We start from the raw sequence: 16,630 nt of genomic DNA, 5'->3' as shown, positions 1-16,630 counted from the left end.
GTTAAACTGTTTGATGATTAATTTAACCGCAGCCAGGGCATCGGAATGGAACTGAAAGCGACATCGTTGGGTAAACATCTGGCGCAGCATCCTTATAATCGGGTGCGGCTGCTGACCGCAGGCATCGAGGTTAGCGGTGAAAAGCATGAATATACGATCCCTTTTAATCAGCTGCAGGCGATAAAATGCAAGCGGGGACTGGTTTGGGGCGAGCTGGAGTTCACTCTACCTGATGGTAAGGTTGTGCGACTGCATGGCACGGAATGGAATGAAACCCAGCGCTTTTACCACTACCTCAGCCAGTTATGGCAGCAGTGGAGCAGTGAAATGAGTGATGTTTCCGCCACGGTGTTAACCGCGCAGCAGCATCAAATTCATCAGGCTGAACGGCAGGACCGCTGGCTTTCTCGTGGCGATATTGCAGGCTGGCAGCGGGCAATCCATCAGGCTTTTGATTCTCTTCCGTTGCCGGTTGAGCGGCTCGATGAATTTGATAACTGCCGTGAAGCTTACCAGTTTTGTCTGAAATGGCTTAACGATGGCGAACGTCAGCGTTTCAATCGTAACGCTGGGTGGACGGAGCGCGTGCTGGAACAGCATGCCGACTTCTTTAGTCAGGTAGAAACCTCGCCGCTTAATGCTTCGCAGGCGCGGGCTGTGGTGAATGGCGAGGATGCCGTACTGGTGTTGGCGGGGGCAGGCAGTGGTAAAACATCGGTGTTGGTGGCGCGAGCCGGCTGGTTGATGATGCGCAAGCAGGCCAGCGCCGGTCAGGTTTTACTACTGGCATTCGGTCGCAAGGCCGCAGAAGAGATGAACGAACGTATTCGTGCACGGCTGGCAACGGGTGACATTCAGGCGCGAACTTTTCATGCGCTGGCGCTGCATATCATTCAGCAAGGCAGCAATAAATCTCCAGCTATCAGCAGGCTGGAAACAGATAGCGACATGCGGCAGGCGCTGCTGATTGAGGTTTGGCGTCAGCAGTGTAGTGAGAAAAAAGCCCAGGCGAATGGATGGCGTCAGTGGCTGACTGACGAGCTGAAATGGGATTTACCTGACGGGACTTTTTGGCAGGACGATCGGCTGGCGCGGCAGCTTGCCAGCCGCCTGGAGCGCTGGTTAGGACTCATGCGCATGCATGGGGGAACCCAGGCGGAGATGATCGAATCAGCCCCTGAGGCGGTCCGTTTGCTTTTCACTAAACGCGTAAAATTAATGGCCCCTCTAATGAAGGCGTGGAAAGGCGCTCTGAAAGAAGAGGGGGCCATCGATTTCGCCGGGTTGATTCATCAGGCGGTGAATCTTCTGGATAAGGGGCGTTTTATCAGCCCGTGGAAGCATATTCTGGTTGATGAGTTTCAGGATATCTCCCCTCAGCGCGCGGCACTCCTTGCCGCATTACGTCGACAGAATACGCAGAGCTCGCTGTTTGCCGTTGGTGATGACTGGCAGGCCATCTACCGTTTCAGCGGTGCTGATATGGCGTTAACCACTGCCTTCCATCATTACTTCGGTGCGGGCGACCACTGCGTGCTGGACACCACCTACCGTTTTAACCAACGTATCGGCGAAGTGGCCAATGCCTTTGTGCAGGCTAATCCCGCCCAGCTAAAAAAACCGCTCAACGGGCTTAGTAAAGGAAATAAAAAGTCGATTTCACTGCTGCCGGAGGAACAGCTGGAGCCGCTGCTGAACAAAATCAGCGGGTACGCTAAACCCGATGAGCGGATTTTGCTGCTGTCGCGATATCACCATCTGCGTCCGGAAGTGCTGAATAAAGCGGCAACCCGCTGGCCAAAGCTCAATATCGAATTTTCTACGATCCATGCCAGTAAGGGCCAGCAGGCGGATTATGTGATTGTGCTCGGACTGTCGGAAGGTAAAGAGGGTTTTCCCGCAGCGGCGAGAGAATCGGTGATGGAAGACGCACTGCTACCCGTTCCGGAGGATTTTCCGCATGCGGAGGAGCGCAGACTGGCTTATGTCGCAATGACCCGAGCCAGGCAGCAGGTTTGGCTATTGTACGATCCCGATGCGCCTTCGGTTTTTGTCGCTGAATTGAGTAAACAGGGCGTGCCCACATTGCGCAAACCCTGACACAGCGTGACGTATTATTTCAGTCGTTGCTGAAGATAAAGTTGATAATCCGGTATTTCGATTTCGACCTGCCGGTCAAACAGCGGCGAATGGATAATAAAGTCGGCGGTGGTGCGATTGGTCGCGACAGGTATGTTCCACACCGTCGCGAGGCGCAGAAGGGCTTTAACATCGGGGTCGTGCGGCACGGCGTTGAGCGGGTCCCAGAAGAAAATAAGCAGATCAATTCGGCCTTCTGAAATCAGCGCACCCACCTGCTGATCGCCGCCCATCGGCCCGCTCATCATGGCGGTGACGGGTAGGCCGGTGGCACGCTGGACCAGGTGGCCAGTGGTGCCGGTGGCATACAGAATGTGATGCTGTAGCTTCTCTTTGTGAATAGCAACCCACTGCATCAAAGAGGTTTTACAGTGATCATGGGCCACCAGCGCGATATGTTTTTGTGCCTGGACGGTGCGTGTTGTCTGATCCATTCAGATATCCTGGTTGGCTGGAGAGGGCAAAAAGGAATGAGCAAACAGAAGGTTAAGTGTAGCGCCGCAACCCGCCAGATATCAACTGGTATGCAGGGCATTCATCAGCATAATCAGACGTTGACGCGTGGCGGTATCAACCTGAAGAAGCCAAAGGCGCACGGGTTGTGCAGGATGGAGGCTGCTGGTTATGCCGGATAGAGGGCCGGCCGGAGCCTTTAGCGGCAAAGTGTGCGCAAAGCGTGGCACCGACGCCACCTTGCCCGACATATTATAGGCCAGCATTGCCTGCTCGAAACTACTCTGCGTCCTGCCCAATAGCCGATCGCGCTTAGTATCGACTTCAGCGCCCAGCTCATTAACCAGGGTGAACCGGGGCTTGCTGTCGAAATGTTTTGCCTCACGCAGCGTGGTTAGTTGCGGAATGCTGATGACCACTGAAGAGCTGCGCGCTGTAAAGGTGACAATTTGCGGTGAGGATTTCCAGCTGATGGCGGCCTGTGCAGAATTCTTAAACGTTTTTTCTACCTGAAACAATAACTGATGTTCACCACGTTCCAGCTCCAGCCCTTCTGCACCTTTCAGTAGCGACCCCGTAATTTTGCGCCCATCCAGTACCAGAAGGTCAATATCAGCAGACAATTTCAGCGTTGTCGCCAGTGAATTTGCTGCCACCAGCATTGCCAGTAGTCCGGTGATGGCCATACGCAGCTTCATTGTAACTCCAGAGTGGAACGAATAGGGAACGGATACGAGTGTATCAAAGTCTTTCAGTATGGCACCATATTAACATTTGAACATACTTATTTGTGCTACAAGGCGTAAACAGAGGAAATGTCATTCCCTATATCGCCAGGTTTGCCACAATATAGAGCACAGAGCGGTTAAAAACTGGGGGCGAAAATGAATGACGGTACCGTCGCGGATATTCTGTTATCTGCAAAAACGATTGCATTGGTGGGGGCCAGCGACAACCCCGCTCGCCCAAGTTATAGGGTGATGGCATACCTGCTAACCCAGGGGTATCAGGTGATACCCGTCAGTCCGAAACTGGCCGGAAAAACGCTTCAGGGCCAGACGGTTTATGCCGCGCTGGCAGATATTCCGGTAAAAATTGATATGGTCGATGTGTTTCGTCATTCGGATGCAGCATGGGAAGTGGCCCAGGATGCGATAGCCATTCATGCCGGGATATTATGGCTGCAAATTGGCGTAATTAACGAGCAGGCGGCGGTATTAGCGAAAGAGTCGGGATTACAGGTGGTGATGGATCGCTGTCCGAAAATTGAGATCCCGCGCTTAGGTCTGGAAAAGCCGCATTAAAAACCCCGCACTGGGCGGGGTTTAATCAGTTTCTCAGACGTGGTGCTTGCAGCTGCTGACGGATAGAGGCGGCAAGCTCATCCAGGGAGGGCTGTTCGGGATGTTCGCCTGGAATTTCCCATGAAAGCTGGGCTTCAGCCAGGTAGGTCTGAACCGTCTGGCCATCGTCATCCTCCATCACCACGTGATACCAGGGAGCGCCGCGTAGCGTTTCGCTGGTAGCAGCGTCGTCTATTTCCGTATCCGCCAATGAATATTCCGGATCGACATCAACGATCACGCCCAGAAAACCGTAAAGCTGATGGCGTACCTGTTGTCCGAGACCAAATTTGCTGGCAATCATCGTAACCTCCCAAGAAACTTTGTACTTAGTTCTATATTGAGGCGGTTACGACGTTTTCAAGTCAAATGACGCGGCAGGCAAAACCTTTCAGGTACATCCCTTCCGGGTAGCTGCTGATCACCGGATGATCCGCAGCCTGCCGGAACTGTTCGATAAACTGTACCTCGCGCTGTGCATCGACCGCCGCATCAGCAAGGATTTTTTGGAACAGGTCGGTCGCCATCAGGCCGGAGCAGGAGAACGTCATCAGCATCCCGCCGGGATTCAGTAACTGCATGGCCAGCATATTGATGTCCTTATAACCCCGGCAAGCTCCCATCAGCTGATTTTTGTTTTCTACGAATTTAGGGGGGTCCATAATAATCAAATCGAACTTTTCACCCTCGTCACGGTAGCGCCGCAGAAGCTTGAAAACGTCATCACGCTGGAAATGAGCTTTGCTGACATCTAATCCGTTAAGTTCAACGTTTTGACGCGCTACGTCCAGCGCCGCCTGGGAGGTATCAACGCTGATGACCTCTTTGCAGTTGCCCATCAGGGCAGATACGGCGAAGCCGCCGGTGTAGGAGAAGCAGTTCAGCACGCGGCGACCCTGGGCATAGCGCCGGGTTGCCTGACGGCTGTCACGCTGGTCGAGATAGTAGCCGGTCTTATGTCCGGTCTGAATATCCACCAGCAGCTTCATGCCGTGTTCGGTAATGGGCAGAAGGGGTGGCGGTGCGTCACCAAGCACTACGCCCTGAGTCAGCTCCAACCCCTCTTTCTTACGCACGCTGACATCGGACCGATCGTAAATTGCACAATCTGGGTAGCACCGTTGCAGCGCGGTGATGAGCGCCGCACGCTGGTATTCCGCGCCGGCGGATAACAGCTGCAACACAAGGAAATTGCCGAAACGATCGATAGTGATCCCCGGCAATCCATCGGACTCACCGGCGATCAGGCGATAGCTGTCCAGATTGTCACGCAGTGCCAGCCAGTCGCGTAGCTGTTGTGCGGCATTAAGCCGGCGGACGAAAAAGTCGATATCTATCGATTCATCCTGTTGCCAGCTCCAGACTCGGGCGCGGATCTGGGATGAAGGAGACCAGGCTGCGCGTGCCAGCCATTTACCCTGGCTGTCACAGACGTCAATCGTTTCTCCCGGCTGGGCTTTTCCTTCCAGACGGGCAACGGCACCGGAAAATACCCACGGATGACGACGAAGCAAGGATTTTTCACGTCCTTTGGCAAGAATTAAACGAACGGTCATGTTTGGCTATGCTTAATCTAAGAGAATCAGACGATATTGTCCGGTGCCATCCGTAAAAAAGCAATGAGTCTTGGTCAGAGGAGGAAAAATGCCAATCATCTGTCAACGCGTGTGGGTTCATGGTCGGGTTCAGGGAGTCGGGTTTCGCTACGGTACCCGGCTTGAAGCGCAAAAGCATGATCTGCGCGGATATGCAAAAAATCTGGATGACGGCAGCGTAGAGATCCTGGCCTGCGGAGAAGCGCAGCAGGTAGCGTCTCTGCTGGCATGGCTGAAGGGCGGCGGCCCCGGCCGCGCGCGTATCGATAAGGTACTGTCTGAGCCCTGGCATCCCGCAACCGTTCCGCAGGGCTTCACCACGGGCTAAGCACTACAGACACTTAACGGGTTTAGGCAGGCCGGCAATTTTCGTTGCCTGCTTTGCCGGGCCTTTGGGAAAAAGACGAAAAAGATAGCGGCTATTGCCTTTTTCCTCGCCATATTTCTGTGACATGGCTTTGACCAACATGCGCACGGCGGGAGAGGTATTAAACTCCAGATAGAACTCCCTGACGAAACGCACCACTTCCCAGTGTGCCTCGCTAAGTTCAATCGCCTCTTCTGCCGCCAGCTGCAGAGCAAGGCCTTCACTCCAGTCTGCCGTGGATTTCAGGTAACCTTGCGCATCCCGCGCGATTTCTTTGCCGTTAAACTGCACCGTCTTGCCTCAATATTGTTGACCAAAGGTTAGTTTAACAAATTTTTGTTCCGGCAAAAAATAAAGCCCTGCATGTGCAGGGCCTCGGTGACAGCCAGGATGGCTTAGTTGCTGCGGGACATTCCCAACAGGCTGAGCAGGCTGACGAAAATGTTATAGATAGAGACATACAGGCTGACGGTCGCGCGAATATAGTTGGTTTCGCCGCCGTGAATGATGTTACTGGTTTCCCACAGGATTGCTCCGGTAGAGAACAGCACGAACAGCACGCTGATAGCCATGTGCAGGGCAGGGATGTTGAGGAACAGGTTGGCCACTACGGCAATAAGCAGAACAACGAAGCCGGCCATCAACATCCCGGACAGGAATGACATATCCTTGCGGGTGGTCAGTACATAGGCAGAACAGCAGAAAAACACCAGCGCAGTGCCGCCGAGCGCCAGACCAATCACATCGCCCATTCCGGCAGACAGGAAGCTGTTCAGGATGGGTCCAAGACAGTATCCCAGGAAGCCGGTGAAGGCGAACGCCGCGAGAATGCCGCTTGGGCTGTTAGCCAGGCGGTAGGTTAAGAACATCAGGCCATAAAAACCGGCCAGCATGAGAATTAACCCCGGCGCAGGCAGCGCAAAAACGGTACTCAGCGTGGCGGTCAGCGCAGAAAATGCCAGCGTCAGGCCGAGTAGAAAATAGGTGTTGCGCAGAACTCTGTGCGTACTTAGCAGCGAGCTGTCGCGCGTGGAGGAAACGATGCGATCCATAAAGCACCTCTCGGGATGGCTGAAGTTAGAAAATGTCTGATGGTGAGCATAAGGAGAGCAAAATGGCGGGGGAAGCCGTTTTACCCTTCTTTACGCATGTTAGCGCTGCTTTTGCCAGCATTTTGTTGATAATTACGGCAGTCGCGCGCCCGGCGATTTTTTTTTACGCAACTGAAATAAAAGCTGCTTTACAAGCTCAACGCAAGTGTTTATAGTGCCGCCCAACGTGGAGGAGTGGCCGAGTGGCTGAAGGCACCGGTCTTGAAAACCGGCGACGGGAAACCGTTCTAGAGTTCGAATCTCTACTCCTCCACCATCAAATTTAACGGGTCAGCGCAAGCTGGCCCGTTTTGCTATGTGCTGAATAAACCCCCGGAGCATGGCGGTCACCAGCCCATGTCAGGATGACGATGTTTTTTTCGCCAGTTGAATTCAAATGCTCATAAAATCAACAAAATAGACAAAAATAACGTTGGCAAACGAAAAAACATCCCCTATAATGCGCCCCATCAGTTAGCGAGAGACCCTCTCAATAATTGATAACCGTGTGGAGGAGTGGCCGAGTGGCTGAAGGCACCGGTCTTGAAAACCGGCGACGGGAAACCGTTCTAGAGTTCGAATCTCTACTCCTCCACCATCAAATTCGACCCCGAGCTTGCAGAAGCTCGGGGTTTTTGTTTGTGCCTTCCGCTCCCCCGACGACCGTTGCCCGCGGCAGATTAGACATTCAGATCCCTTTGCTTCGCCATTGGCTCCGTGCGATGGAGTATCGCCAACACCGCCGTAAACATCCTGTTTCTTTTACAGACCCTTAAGCGACTCAACCGTCGGTTTAGAATCTGTTATATTCTTACTCATCTATAATTCATACGTGCCTCTGATGATGTGCTCTGCAAAGTGGTTATCCCGTCGCCTGCGTGAAGTTGCGGTCGGCAGCCTGGCGCCAGGCTCTGCTTGTCAGCAGGCCATCTCCTTCGAATCAATGGAACAAAAAGATGATTAAAAAGTTCAGCCTTTGCACCCTGGCCATTTGTTCAGCATTTTCCACGGTTCCTGCCTTGGCAGCAGATAGCGACTATCAGCTGGAACAAGTGTTGATGATGAGCCGACACAACCTGCGAGCCCCCTTAGCGGATAACGGGAGTCTGCTTGAGCAGGCGACCCAAAAAGCGTGGCCAAAATGGGATGTCCCAGGAGGTCAGCTAACCACCAAAGGCGGCGTGTTGGAAGTGTATATGGGGCGCTATACTCGCGAATGGCTTGAGCAACAGGGGCTGGCTAAACAGGGCGAATGCCCAAATTCCGATGCTGTTTATGTCTATGCCAACAGCCTGCAGCGCACCGTTGCTACCGCACAGTTCTTTGCGACAGGCGCCTTCCCAGGATGCGACATTCCCATCTCGCATCAGGATGCGATGGGCAGCATGGATCCCATATTTAACCCGGTGATCACCAACAGTAGTGAAGAGTTCAATAAACAGGCGTTAACGGCCATTAACAGTGCAAGCGAAAAGCTGGCGCTTCAGCCTGCATTCCAGCGCCTGGAAAAAATCATCAACTTTAAAAACTCTCCGGCCTGCAACGGTAAAAAGCAGTGCGATCTCTCCAGCAATAATCAGAACACCTTTACCGCAGATAATGGTAAGGAACCCAATGTTACCGGCCCTCTGAAGACAGGGAACGCGCTGGTGGATGCCTTCACCCTGCAATATTACCAAGGCTTCCCGGCGGAGCAGGTGGCCTGGGGGCAGATCAAAACCCCGGAACAATGGCAAGAGCTGGCGGCGATAAAAAATGGCTACCAGAACACGCTGTTCTCATCGCCGGTGGTCGCGCGTGAGGTTGCGGCTCCGCTGGTTGACTATATCCGAAGCCTTCTTGTCGATCAGGATAAAGCCACGGCACCAAAGGTTACGCTGATGGTCGGGCATGATTCAAATATCGCCTCACTGCTTAGCGCGCTCGACGTTAAACCTTACACTTTGCCAGAACAAAATGAGCAAACGCCGATTGGCGGCATGGTGCAGTTCCAGCGCTGGCATGATAAGAAAAATGACCGTGAGCTGGTAAAAGTGGAGTACGTTTACCAGACCTCATCGCAGCTGCGGGATGAACAACCGCTGTCGCTGAACAATCCCCCGCAGCGTGTCATCCTGCAAATGGCGGGCTGCCCGACGGATGCCAACGGTTTCTGCGGTTGGGAGCAGTTTACGCAGGTGCTGAATAAGTCGCTGCAGGGAACGCCGCTCCAGGTGGCGGCACCCGCTGCGGGTCATGAAGTGAAGCCAGCTGACAGCAACACTGCGGTGAGTAAAGCGCTGGCCGCCAAGGCGGCCGCAGATAAAGCGGCTGCTGAAAGAGCCGCAGCCGAAAAAATCGCCGCAGAAAAGGCTGTCGCCGCGCAGGCTGCTGCCGATAAAGCCGCAGCGGATAAAGTGGCGGCCGAAAAAATGGCCCAGGACAAGGCTGCTGCCGCAAAAGCCGCGCTTGACAAGGCTGCTGCTGAAACCGCTCAGGCTAAGCAAGAGCAAAATAAAGCGGTGGAAAAAGCGCCAGGCGATAAAGCCACGGTGGAGAAGGGGAAGGCGGATAACAAAGCGTCTGATGGCGCATCAGATGACAAAGATCGTGCTATCAAAAGCTAACGCATATCAGGGGCGAGCCTGTTTTCAACTCGCCCCTGAGACGTAAGATTAAGCCGGGCGCACGCGGTTAAGTGCGCCCGGTGTCTTAGCCCTTACTGACGACAACCAGCTTCTGGTTAACAAATTCTTTGATGCCAAGGTCAGAGAGCTCGCGGCCAAAACCAGAGCGCTTGACGCCGCCAAAAGGCAGTTCGGCTGAGGTGTTGGTGGCGGAATTGATGTACACCATGCCCGTTTCAATGCGTGATGCCAGCGCCTTCGCGCGAGCGATATCTTGCGTAAAGACCGAGCCGCCCAGTCCGTAATGGGAATCGTTGGCCAGCTTGACCACGTCATCGTCATCTTTTAACACATAAACCTGGGCTACCGGGCCGAAGAACTCTTCAAAATACGCCGGATTGCTGCGTTTGATGTCGGTCAGGATCGTCGGCTGATAGAAACATCCCTCACCCGCAACCGGAGCACCGCCCAGGACCAGTTTTGCCCCGTTTGCGACAGCCTGCTGTACCTGTTTATCTAAACCGTCCCGCGCTTCGGCAGACGAAAGGGGACCCAGCGTGGTGGTTTCATCAAGCGGGTCACCGATTTTTACCGCCTTGAAGGCAGCGGTGAATTTTTCCATAAACCGCTCGGCAATCTTTTCATGTATCAGAAAGCGCTTGGCGGCGGTACAAACCTGTCCACAGTTACTCAAACGTGCGCCGGCGGCGGCCTCAACGGCTTTTTCCAGGTCGGCATCTTCCAGCACTACGAAGACATCATTGCCCCCCAGCTCAAGCGTGGTTTTCTTAAGGTATTTTCCGGCCTGCTGTGCAACGGCGCTGCCCGCTCGCTCGGACCCGGTCAGGGCCGCGCCCTGCACGCGGTCGTCGGCGATAAGCGTCGCGATCTGCTCGTTGCTGACGAACAGGTTAGTCCAGGCACCTTGTGGAGCACCTGCTTCAGTCACGAGTTGTTCAAACAGTGTCGCGCAATGAGGAACATTTTTGGCATGTTTTGCCAAAACCGGGTTGCCGGCCGCAAGGTTAGGGGCCAGTACGCGCATCAGTTGGTAAAACGGAAAGTTCCAGGGTTCGACGGCAACCAGCACGCCTATCGGATGATGCTCAACCCAGGCTTCACCCAGCTCGCTGGGATAACGTTCAGGAGCAAGAAAACGCTCGGCGTTTTCGGCATAGTAGCGCGCGATTTGGGCACAAAGCTCAACTTCGCTTCGGCTCTGGCCCAGCAGTTTACCCATTTCCACGCTGGCGGCCTTCGCCAATTCTTCAGTACGGCTGTCTATCAGGTCAGCCATCTTTTTTAACACCTGCAGACGAGGCTGAATATCACCCTTTGACCAGGTTGAATGGTATAAGGCATCGGCGGTGGCTAATGCTTTTTCTACTTGGCTATCACTGTGGTCGGGCCAGGATTTAATAAGCTTATTACTTGCGGGATTGATCGTCTTATAAGACATAATGCGTTCCTTAGTGAGTAATCAGCCGAATGCTGGCTGCCAAAATTTGAATAAGTTCGGGTTAAGCCTGGTACATAAGTCGGTAGTGTGGGAGCTTATCAGACCAGTCTGAAGACGAGGGCCGGGTGAAGAGAGTCACCCGGCTGGAGGCTAGACGTTTTTACGCTCAACGACTTTATTATCCCAGGTGAGAACGTCGCTGTCGGTTTTATCGAAGGCGCGCAGCAGGACTTCATCACTGCCCTGTTGTTCCCAGATCGTTTCAGCGAGTTTTTCATCGTAGTTCGCGACTTCAAAAATCGCCTCGGCAATTTCTGTTGAAGTGCCGCGTACGTTTGCCCATTCCCCAACGCGGTGAGCTTTTGATTGTTGCGTTGCCATAACGACCTCCGGTGGTTGGTGTTGTCCGTGTTGAAACTGAGTTTTCAGTATAGAAGATAGTGAGTGGTCTGCCCGACGGTAGCTCAATCCTTGTTCAACCGAATCGACTAACCGCATTTGATGCTTAAATTCCGGTGAAAAATACGCATTTACCATGGAAAGGCCCAACGCCAGGAAAATCGAAAACGTTCAACACATTACCTCAGGGATCGCGCCTGCTGTTCTGGCCCTTGAAGGGCCGATCGCGCAAACTGACGGCAAAATTTTAGAAGAGTCTTAGAATGCCAGCTTTTTTCTCACGTTATAAATTTGTCATGAAACCACAGGAGATGGTGCTAATCCTGATCACTATGGTTTGGGGAGGAACGTTTCTCATCGTGAGTCATGCCATGACCGTCAGTGGCCCGTTCTGGTTTATCGGATTGCGCTTTGCCACGGCGGCCGTACTTCTGGCGCTGATATCGTGGCGGACATTGGGCGCGATGACCTGGCAAGAAGTGAAGGCCGGAACATTGATTGGTTTGGCGATCGGCTGTGGTTATGGCCTGCAGGCTTACGGTATGCAGACCCTCTCCGGCAGTAAATCCGCGTTTATCACCGCGCTGTATGTGCCGCTGGTGCCGCTGGTGCCACTGCTGCAGTGGGCATTTCTTGGCCGTATGCCAGGCCTGATGTCTTGGGTTGGCGTGGTACTGGCTTTTGGCGGTTTGCTGCTGCTGGCAGGCGCTGAAAGTGGCGTGGCGGCGTTTAACGTTGGTGAGATTGCTACGTTGATCGGCACGTTGGCGATTGCGGCAGAAATTATCCTGATTGGCGCCTGTGCAGGTAAAGTCAACGTGCAGCGCGTGACGATTGTTCAACTGGCGGTTGCTTCGTTATTCGGCTTTATCATCATGTTACCAAACGGCGAATCGGTGCCGTCGTTCAGTCCTTATTTGCTGTTCAGCGCCGTTGGTCTTGGCATGGCAAGCGCGCTAGTCCAGGTCGCGATGAACTGGGCGCAGTGCAGTATTTCACCCACGCGTGCTACGGTGATTTATGCCGGGGAGCCCGTCTGGGCTGGCATCGTTGGGCGCATAGCCGGGGAGCGTCTGGCGGCTATTGCCCTGCTGGGAGGCGCTTTTATCATACTTGGAGTATTGGTGAGCGAACTGAAACTACAGCGAAAGAAAAAGGGAACATGAAAGGGTCAGGATGCTCATACAGTGGCGCGACAGCAGGGCGAGCGCTTTCATTGACAGGGTGAAATACAATGAATGATCATTATGAATAATGATTTTAATTAAATGGGGCAGGGTATAAAACGGCAAATAAAAGGAAAATCCAGTCGTTATTTCTGACAGATATTAAAAACTCCACATTCAATCACGTTGCCTGAATAAGTGTGAAATGAGAGCGTGGCTATTCATTTTTTTAATCAGACTGAAAAGATAGCAATAAAGGTTCACATCCTTAAAATAAGGATAAAATCTCTTTGCAGGAAAGATAAGCGTTTTCACCTGCTAATGTTGGGGTCTTTGCCCGAAAACGGATTCATGGTCAATAATGTCGGCATAAATCGCTGTCCGTGCGGATTAATTAAAGGGCGTAGTTATGTTCCTGGTGATTTGCTATTATCCCCGAACCCATATGGATCATGAACTCAAGGTGAATTCTATCGATCGTTTACCGGCTAAAACCCCTACGCGCCGGGCCCGCGCGGTGGCAGCAAAGCGTTCAGCTATTCTTACCGCTGCGCTGGAGTTTTTCTCGCAGTACGGCATTCATGGCACCACCCTGGATAAGGTGGCTGAGCGCGCTAATGTATCGAAAAGCAATCTTCTTTATTACTTTCCTTCTAAAGAAGATCTGTATATCGCGGTTTTGAAAGATTTGCTGGACGTCTGGTTAACCCCACTGCGTGCGCTGCGCTGCGATCAGCCTCCGCTCGATGCTATTCGTGAATATATCCGTCTTAAGCTGGAAGTCTCACGTGACCATCCGCAGGCATCCCGGCTGTTCTGCCTGGAGATGTTACAGGGTGCGCCATTATTGAAAGCGGAACTGGCCGGCGACCTGCGCCAGCTGGTAGAGGAGAAGGCAGCAATCATAGAATCCTGGGTGGCAAACGGGAAACTGTCGCCGGTGCAGCCACATCATCTGATTTTTATGCTCTGGGCCACCACCCAGCACTATGCGGATTTTGCCACTCAGGTACAGGCGATAACCGGACAGTCTCTTAAAGACGAAAGCTTCTTCCATCAGACGGTGGAAAATGTCCAGCGCATGGTGATTGAGGGAATACGCGTACGCTAAACGTACAGATTACCAGGAGCGATAATGGATTTCGTTTCACAGTTAGTTCTGGGCGCGGCCGTCACCGTTGCTCTGTTAGGCAGCAGGATGCCGGTATGGCAGGCGGCACTGGTCGGTGCGGCGTGTGGCATATTGCCCGGTCTGGACATGATCCGCGACCACGGCGATGCCATTCACAATATGACCCAGCGTCACGGTGCAAGCCATGCGTTGCTCTGGCTGACGCTGTTCTCCCCGTTGCTGGCGACTTTTTTCAGGTATCTCTTCCGTCCGCAGATATCCTCTCTTCGCTGGTGGGCCGCCGTTTGGCTGGCGTTGATCTCACATCCTCTTTTTGACCTTACCACGGTGTATGGCACACAGCTGGCGCTTCCTTTCAGCGATCGCCCTTTTGCCATTGGCTGCATGTCCGTAATAGACCCGCTCTTTATTCTACCGCTGTTGCTTGGGGTGGTGGCAGCACTGATCCTGCGTAGCAGAAGCGGCTGGCGTTGTAACCTGTCGGGTCTGATATTCAGTTGTATGTACCTGATCTGGAGTATGGTGGCGCAGACGTGGGTCATCCAGGCCGCACATCGTCAACTCCTGATGCAACAAGGCGATGTACGACAATTATTGGTGACGCCCACGGCGTTTAATACGCTACAGTGGCGGATCGTTGTGATGACGCCTGAAAGCTATCGTGAAGGCTTCTATTCATTGCTCAGTCCATTTAAACCGCTGATGTTGACTACGCATGCCAGAGGAAGGGAGTTATATCAACAATACGGCGCAAACAGGTACGTGCAGCGCGTGGCATGGTTTAGCCGCGGTTTTTTTTCAATGAAAAGGGTGGATAAACGGATTGAAATAACCGATCTGCGTATCGGGGAAGAGTCACCTTACCCATTTACCTTCGATCTTGGTACGGAAACCCTGAATAACCTGTCGGATAAACCCGAACGCGTACCGTTTCAGCCCCCTCCGCTGGGCAAACTCTGGTCAAGGTTTTAAAGGGAACGGCGGAAAGGGCACCGGCCCGCAACGATCTGCGGGCCAGCTGAGATTATCTTTCCTTACGCTTACGCAAGAACCATCCTGCTGCAAGCATCACAAACCACAGTGGTGTGACCATCAGCGCCTTGCGCGTATCTTCTTCTAAAGTCAGCAGAACCAGCACAAAGGCGAAGAATGCCAGACATATCCAGCACATAAACTTGCCCAGGGGCATCTTGTAACTGGACGCCGCATGGCGCTGTGGGTGCTTCTTACGATACGCCAGGTATGAACAAAGAATAATGGTCCAGACGAACATAAACAAAATGGCTGAAACGGTGGTGACAAGGGTAAATACGGTCATCACGTTCGGGATCAGATAAATCAGCGCCACACCGCCCAGCAGACACAGGCAGGAAAACAATAGCCCGGTGGTAGGCACGGCGCGGCTCGACAGTATTCCAAAACTGCGATGTGCTACGCCCTGTTGTGAAAGGCCATACAGCATGCGGCTGGTAGAAAATATACCGCTATTTGCGGATGATGCGGCGGAAGTCAGCACCACGAAATTGACAATGCTTGCGGCCGCCGGCAAACCAATCAGTACGAACATTTCAACAAACGGACTGCGGTCTGCGACGACATGATCCCAGGGCGTAACGGCCATAATCACTATCAGCGCCAGAACATAGAACATTATGATGCGTAAAGGGATAGCGTTAATTGCACGCGGCAGCACGGTTTTTGGATCGTGAGTTTCTGCCGCTGCCGTTCCTACCAGTTCGATGCCCACAAAGGCAAATACTGCAATCTGGAAACCGGCAAAGAATCCGCTCAACCCTTTCGGGAATAAGCCCCCGTGATCCCAGATATTGCTCAATGCAGCATGACTACCGCCAGGTGAAGGGTAATGCATCGCCACCAGCACGATACCGGTAACGATCAGCGCCACGATGGCGACAATTTTGATGATTGCAAACCAGAATTCCATCTCGCCAAACAGCTTAACTGTGGCAATGTTGAGAGACAGAAACACGGCGATGCACAGCAGAGCGCTCATCCATATAGAGAAATCGGGGAACCAAAGCTGGAAATAGGAGCTGATGGCGACCACGTCGGCGATACCGGTGACGACCCAGCAAAACCAGTAGGTCCAGCCGGTGAAGTAGCCCGCCCAGGGACCTAGCAGGTCGGCAGCGAAGTCGCTAAAGGACTTATACTCAAGATTTGACAGCAGCAGCTCGCCCATCGCGCGCATCACGAAGAACAGCATAAAGCCGATGATCATATAGACAAAGATGATTGAGGGGCCGGCCAGGCTGATGGTTTTTCCCGACCCCATAAACAGTCCGGTGCCAATAGCACCGCCGATGGCGATCAGCTGGATATGACGATTATGCAGATTGCGCCGGAGCGTTTCCGGTGCCTCCTCGCAGGTGATAGATTCTTTTGATTGATCGACCATTGTCGTTTCCTGTCCTGTTTTATTGAATTTAAAGCTCTCTTGGCTTTTAACGTATCAGAATATGTCTGCGTTGTGCGCTCCAGAGCTTAACGCAAAACTCCCCGCTATAAAGTAAAATTGAGGCTAAACTGTGAATACCCCGTATTATCTGATTAAAAACTCGGCACTGCCCTCGCGACAAGGCAAAAAAACGGGATGAGGCCATCCACTATACCCGGCTATGACCAGTATCTGGTTAGCCTGTGACCATTTTGTATCGCGGCAGGAGATCAGAATAAACCGTAGGGGGGAGTATCATCAGGTTAAGAGGTAACAATAATGAGGTTAAGGGAGGGGGGGGCGGCAATGAATATAAAAACGCTATAATATATTTAACTTATTGCCAGTAAGCCAAATATTAACAAAATTTGAATAATTTTCCCTGATATCAGTGGCTTTTGCCGATGTATGTGCCAGCTTAC

Annotated in this window: 17 protein-coding genes and 2 tRNA genes; 10 read left to right on the top strand and 9 right to left on the bottom strand. The window is 52.8% G+C overall.

The window, feature by feature from the left end; genetic code table 11:
- Positions 1 to 45: 45 nt before the first annotated feature.
- On the top strand, positions 46 to 2,100 hold the full coding sequence (gene helD, locus ETA_RS11605) for a DNA helicase IV (RefSeq protein WP_012441815.1): 2,055 nt from the start codon (positions 46 to 48) through the stop codon (positions 2,098 to 2,100).
- 14 nt (positions 2,101 to 2,114) lie between these two features.
- On the opposite strand, the gene ETA_RS11600 is transcribed toward helD, so the two are convergent.
- Both ETA_RS11600 and ETA_RS11595 read right to left on the bottom strand, forming a co-directional pair.
- A complete protein-coding gene (locus tag ETA_RS11600; protein ID WP_012441814.1) occupies positions 2,115 to 2,573 on the bottom strand; it encodes a methylglyoxal synthase in 459 nt (152 codons plus the stop codon).
- Positions 2,574 to 2,654: 81 nt separating this feature from the next.
- Positions 2,655 to 3,290 carry a YccT family protein gene (locus tag ETA_RS11595; RefSeq protein WP_012441813.1) on the bottom strand — a complete coding sequence of 212 codons (636 nt, stop codon included), beginning with the start codon at positions 3,288 to 3,290 and terminating at the stop codon, positions 2,655 to 2,657.
- A gap of 186 nt (positions 3,291 to 3,476) precedes the next feature.
- On the opposite strand from ETA_RS11595, the gene ETA_RS11590 reads away from it, so the two are divergent.
- On the top strand, positions 3,477 to 3,896 hold the full coding sequence (locus ETA_RS11590) for a CoA-binding protein (protein WP_012441812.1): 420 nt from the start codon (positions 3,477 to 3,479) through the stop codon (positions 3,894 to 3,896).
- A 25-nt stretch (positions 3,897 to 3,921) separates the two neighbouring features.
- Here ETA_RS11590 and hspQ read toward each other — a convergent pair whose 3' ends face one another.
- A complete protein-coding gene (gene hspQ, locus ETA_RS11585) occupies positions 3,922 to 4,239 on the bottom strand; it encodes a heat shock protein HspQ (RefSeq protein WP_012441811.1) in 318 nt (105 codons plus the stop codon).
- 61 nt (positions 4,240 to 4,300) lie between these two features.
- Positions 4,301 to 5,491, bottom strand: a complete 1,191-nt coding sequence (rlmI, locus tag ETA_RS11580; protein ID WP_012441810.1) for a 23S rRNA (cytosine(1962)-C(5))-methyltransferase RlmI — start codon at positions 5,489 to 5,491, stop codon at positions 4,301 to 4,303.
- Positions 5,492 to 5,579: 88 nt separating this feature from the next.
- Here rlmI and yccX point away from each other — a divergent pair, with 88 nt between their 5' ends.
- Complete coding sequence (gene yccX / locus ETA_RS11575; protein ID WP_012441809.1) at positions 5,580 to 5,858, top strand: acylphosphatase; 279 nt, start codon at positions 5,580 to 5,582, stop codon at positions 5,856 to 5,858.
- 3 nt (positions 5,859 to 5,861) lie between these two features.
- Here yccX and tusE read toward each other — a convergent pair whose 3' ends face one another.
- Complete coding sequence (tusE, locus tag ETA_RS11570; RefSeq protein ID WP_012441808.1) at positions 5,862 to 6,188, bottom strand: sulfurtransferase TusE; 327 nt, start codon at positions 6,186 to 6,188, stop codon at positions 5,862 to 5,864.
- A gap of 104 nt (positions 6,189 to 6,292) precedes the next feature.
- A complete protein-coding gene (yccA, locus tag ETA_RS11565; RefSeq protein ID WP_012441807.1) occupies positions 6,293 to 6,949 on the bottom strand; it encodes an FtsH protease modulator YccA in 657 nt (218 codons plus the stop codon).
- Positions 6,950 to 6,981: 32 nt separating this feature from the next.
- Between yccA and ETA_RS11560 the strand changes: the two genes are divergently transcribed.
- From ETA_RS11560 to agp, 4 genes are all read left to right on the top strand, one after another.
- Positions 6,982 to 7,164 carry a hypothetical protein gene (locus ETA_RS11560; protein ID WP_042958991.1) on the top strand — a complete coding sequence of 61 codons (183 nt, stop codon included), beginning with the start codon at positions 6,982 to 6,984 and terminating at the stop codon, positions 7,162 to 7,164.
- 13 nt (positions 7,165 to 7,177) lie between these two features.
- A tRNA-Ser gene (locus ETA_RS11555) sits at positions 7,178 to 7,265 on the top strand.
- A 233-nt stretch (positions 7,266 to 7,498) separates the two neighbouring features.
- A tRNA-Ser gene (locus ETA_RS11550) sits at positions 7,499 to 7,586 on the top strand.
- Positions 7,587 to 7,944: 358 nt separating this feature from the next.
- Positions 7,945 to 9,594, top strand: a complete 1,650-nt coding sequence (gene agp / locus ETA_RS11545) for a bifunctional glucose-1-phosphatase/inositol phosphatase (protein WP_012441806.1) — start codon at positions 7,945 to 7,947, stop codon at positions 9,592 to 9,594.
- Positions 9,595 to 9,679: 85 nt separating this feature from the next.
- Here the strand turns inward: agp and ETA_RS11540 are convergent, their stop codons facing one another.
- Both ETA_RS11540 and ETA_RS11535 read right to left on the bottom strand, forming a co-directional pair.
- Complete coding sequence (locus ETA_RS11540) at positions 9,680 to 11,053, bottom strand: NAD-dependent succinate-semialdehyde dehydrogenase (protein ID WP_012441805.1); 1,374 nt, start codon at positions 11,051 to 11,053, stop codon at positions 9,680 to 9,682.
- A gap of 150 nt (positions 11,054 to 11,203) precedes the next feature.
- A complete protein-coding gene (locus ETA_RS11535) occupies positions 11,204 to 11,434 on the bottom strand; it encodes a YccJ family protein (RefSeq protein WP_012441804.1) in 231 nt (76 codons plus the stop codon).
- A 281-nt stretch (positions 11,435 to 11,715) separates the two neighbouring features.
- Here ETA_RS11535 and ETA_RS11530 point away from each other — a divergent pair, with 281 nt between their 5' ends.
- The 3 genes from ETA_RS11530 to ETA_RS11520 all read left to right on the top strand — a co-directional run bounded on the left by ETA_RS11530 (position 11,716) and on the right by ETA_RS11520 (position 14,722).
- Positions 11,716 to 12,618, top strand: coding sequence for a DMT family transporter (locus tag ETA_RS11530; protein WP_012441803.1), 903 nt, complete (start codon positions 11,716 to 11,718; stop codon positions 12,616 to 12,618).
- Between the two features lie 445 nt (positions 12,619 to 13,063).
- Positions 13,064 to 13,729 carry an HTH-type transcriptional regulator RutR gene (gene rutR / locus ETA_RS11525; RefSeq protein WP_012441802.1) on the top strand — a complete coding sequence of 222 codons (666 nt, stop codon included), beginning with the start codon at positions 13,064 to 13,066 and terminating at the stop codon, positions 13,727 to 13,729.
- Positions 13,730 to 13,753: 24 nt separating this feature from the next.
- Positions 13,754 to 14,722, top strand: a complete 969-nt coding sequence (locus ETA_RS11520; RefSeq protein WP_012441801.1) for a metal-dependent hydrolase — start codon at positions 13,754 to 13,756, stop codon at positions 14,720 to 14,722.
- Positions 14,723 to 14,774: 52 nt separating this feature from the next.
- Here ETA_RS11520 and cycA read toward each other — a convergent pair whose 3' ends face one another.
- Complete coding sequence (gene cycA, locus ETA_RS11515) at positions 14,775 to 16,169, bottom strand: D-serine/D-alanine/glycine transporter (RefSeq protein WP_012441800.1); 1,395 nt, start codon at positions 16,167 to 16,169, stop codon at positions 14,775 to 14,777.
- Positions 16,170 to 16,630: the final 461 nt, after the last annotated feature.

The sequence above is a fragment of the Erwinia tasmaniensis Et1/99 genome (genome assembly GCF_000026185.1).
GTDB classification, from domain to species: Bacteria; Pseudomonadota; Gammaproteobacteria; order Enterobacterales; family Enterobacteriaceae; genus Erwinia; species Erwinia tasmaniensis.
Note: the sequence above shows the minus strand (reverse complement) of the source record. Positions and strands in the feature narration are given on the sequence as shown.

What these genes read in the sequence shown, in the direction of transcription:
- helD (WP_012441815.1), top strand. Translation starts at nt 46, where the DNA reads ATGGAACTGAAAGCGACATCGTTGGGTAAACATCTGGCGCAGCATCCT.
- ETA_RS11600 (WP_012441814.1), bottom strand. Translation starts at nt 2,573, where the DNA reads ATGGATCAGACAACACGCACCGTCCAGGCACAAAAACATATCGCGCTG.
- ETA_RS11595 (WP_012441813.1), bottom strand. Translation starts at nt 3,290, where the DNA reads ATGAAGCTGCGTATGGCCATCACCGGACTACTGGCAATGCTGGTGGCA.
- ETA_RS11590 (WP_012441812.1), top strand. Translation starts at nt 3,477, where the DNA reads ATGAATGACGGTACCGTCGCGGATATTCTGTTATCTGCAAAAACGATT.
- hspQ (WP_012441811.1), bottom strand. Translation starts at nt 4,239, where the DNA reads ATGATTGCCAGCAAATTTGGTCTCGGACAACAGGTACGCCATCAGCTT.
- rlmI (WP_012441810.1), bottom strand. Translation starts at nt 5,491, where the DNA reads ATGACCGTTCGTTTAATTCTTGCCAAAGGACGTGAAAAATCCTTGCTT.
- yccX (WP_012441809.1), top strand. Translation starts at nt 5,580, where the DNA reads ATGCCAATCATCTGTCAACGCGTGTGGGTTCATGGTCGGGTTCAGGGA.
- yccA (WP_012441807.1), bottom strand. Translation starts at nt 6,949, where the DNA reads ATGGATCGCATCGTTTCCTCCACGCGCGACAGCTCGCTGCTAAGTACG.
- ETA_RS11560 (WP_042958991.1), top strand. Translation starts at nt 6,982, where the DNA reads ATGTCTGATGGTGAGCATAAGGAGAGCAAAATGGCGGGGGAAGCCGTT.
- agp (WP_012441806.1), top strand. Translation starts at nt 7,945, where the DNA reads ATGATTAAAAAGTTCAGCCTTTGCACCCTGGCCATTTGTTCAGCATTT.
- ETA_RS11540 (WP_012441805.1), bottom strand. Translation starts at nt 11,053, where the DNA reads ATGTCTTATAAGACGATCAATCCCGCAAGTAATAAGCTTATTAAATCC.
- ETA_RS11535 (WP_012441804.1), bottom strand. Translation starts at nt 11,434, where the DNA reads ATGGCAACGCAACAATCAAAAGCTCACCGCGTTGGGGAATGGGCAAAC.
- ETA_RS11530 (WP_012441803.1), top strand. Translation starts at nt 11,716, where the DNA reads ATGCCAGCTTTTTTCTCACGTTATAAATTTGTCATGAAACCACAGGAG.
- rutR (WP_012441802.1), top strand. Translation starts at nt 13,064, where the DNA reads ATGGATCATGAACTCAAGGTGAATTCTATCGATCGTTTACCGGCTAAA.
- ETA_RS11520 (WP_012441801.1), top strand. Translation starts at nt 13,754, where the DNA reads ATGGATTTCGTTTCACAGTTAGTTCTGGGCGCGGCCGTCACCGTTGCT.
- cycA (WP_012441800.1), bottom strand. Translation starts at nt 16,169, where the DNA reads ATGGTCGATCAATCAAAAGAATCTATCACCTGCGAGGAGGCACCGGAA.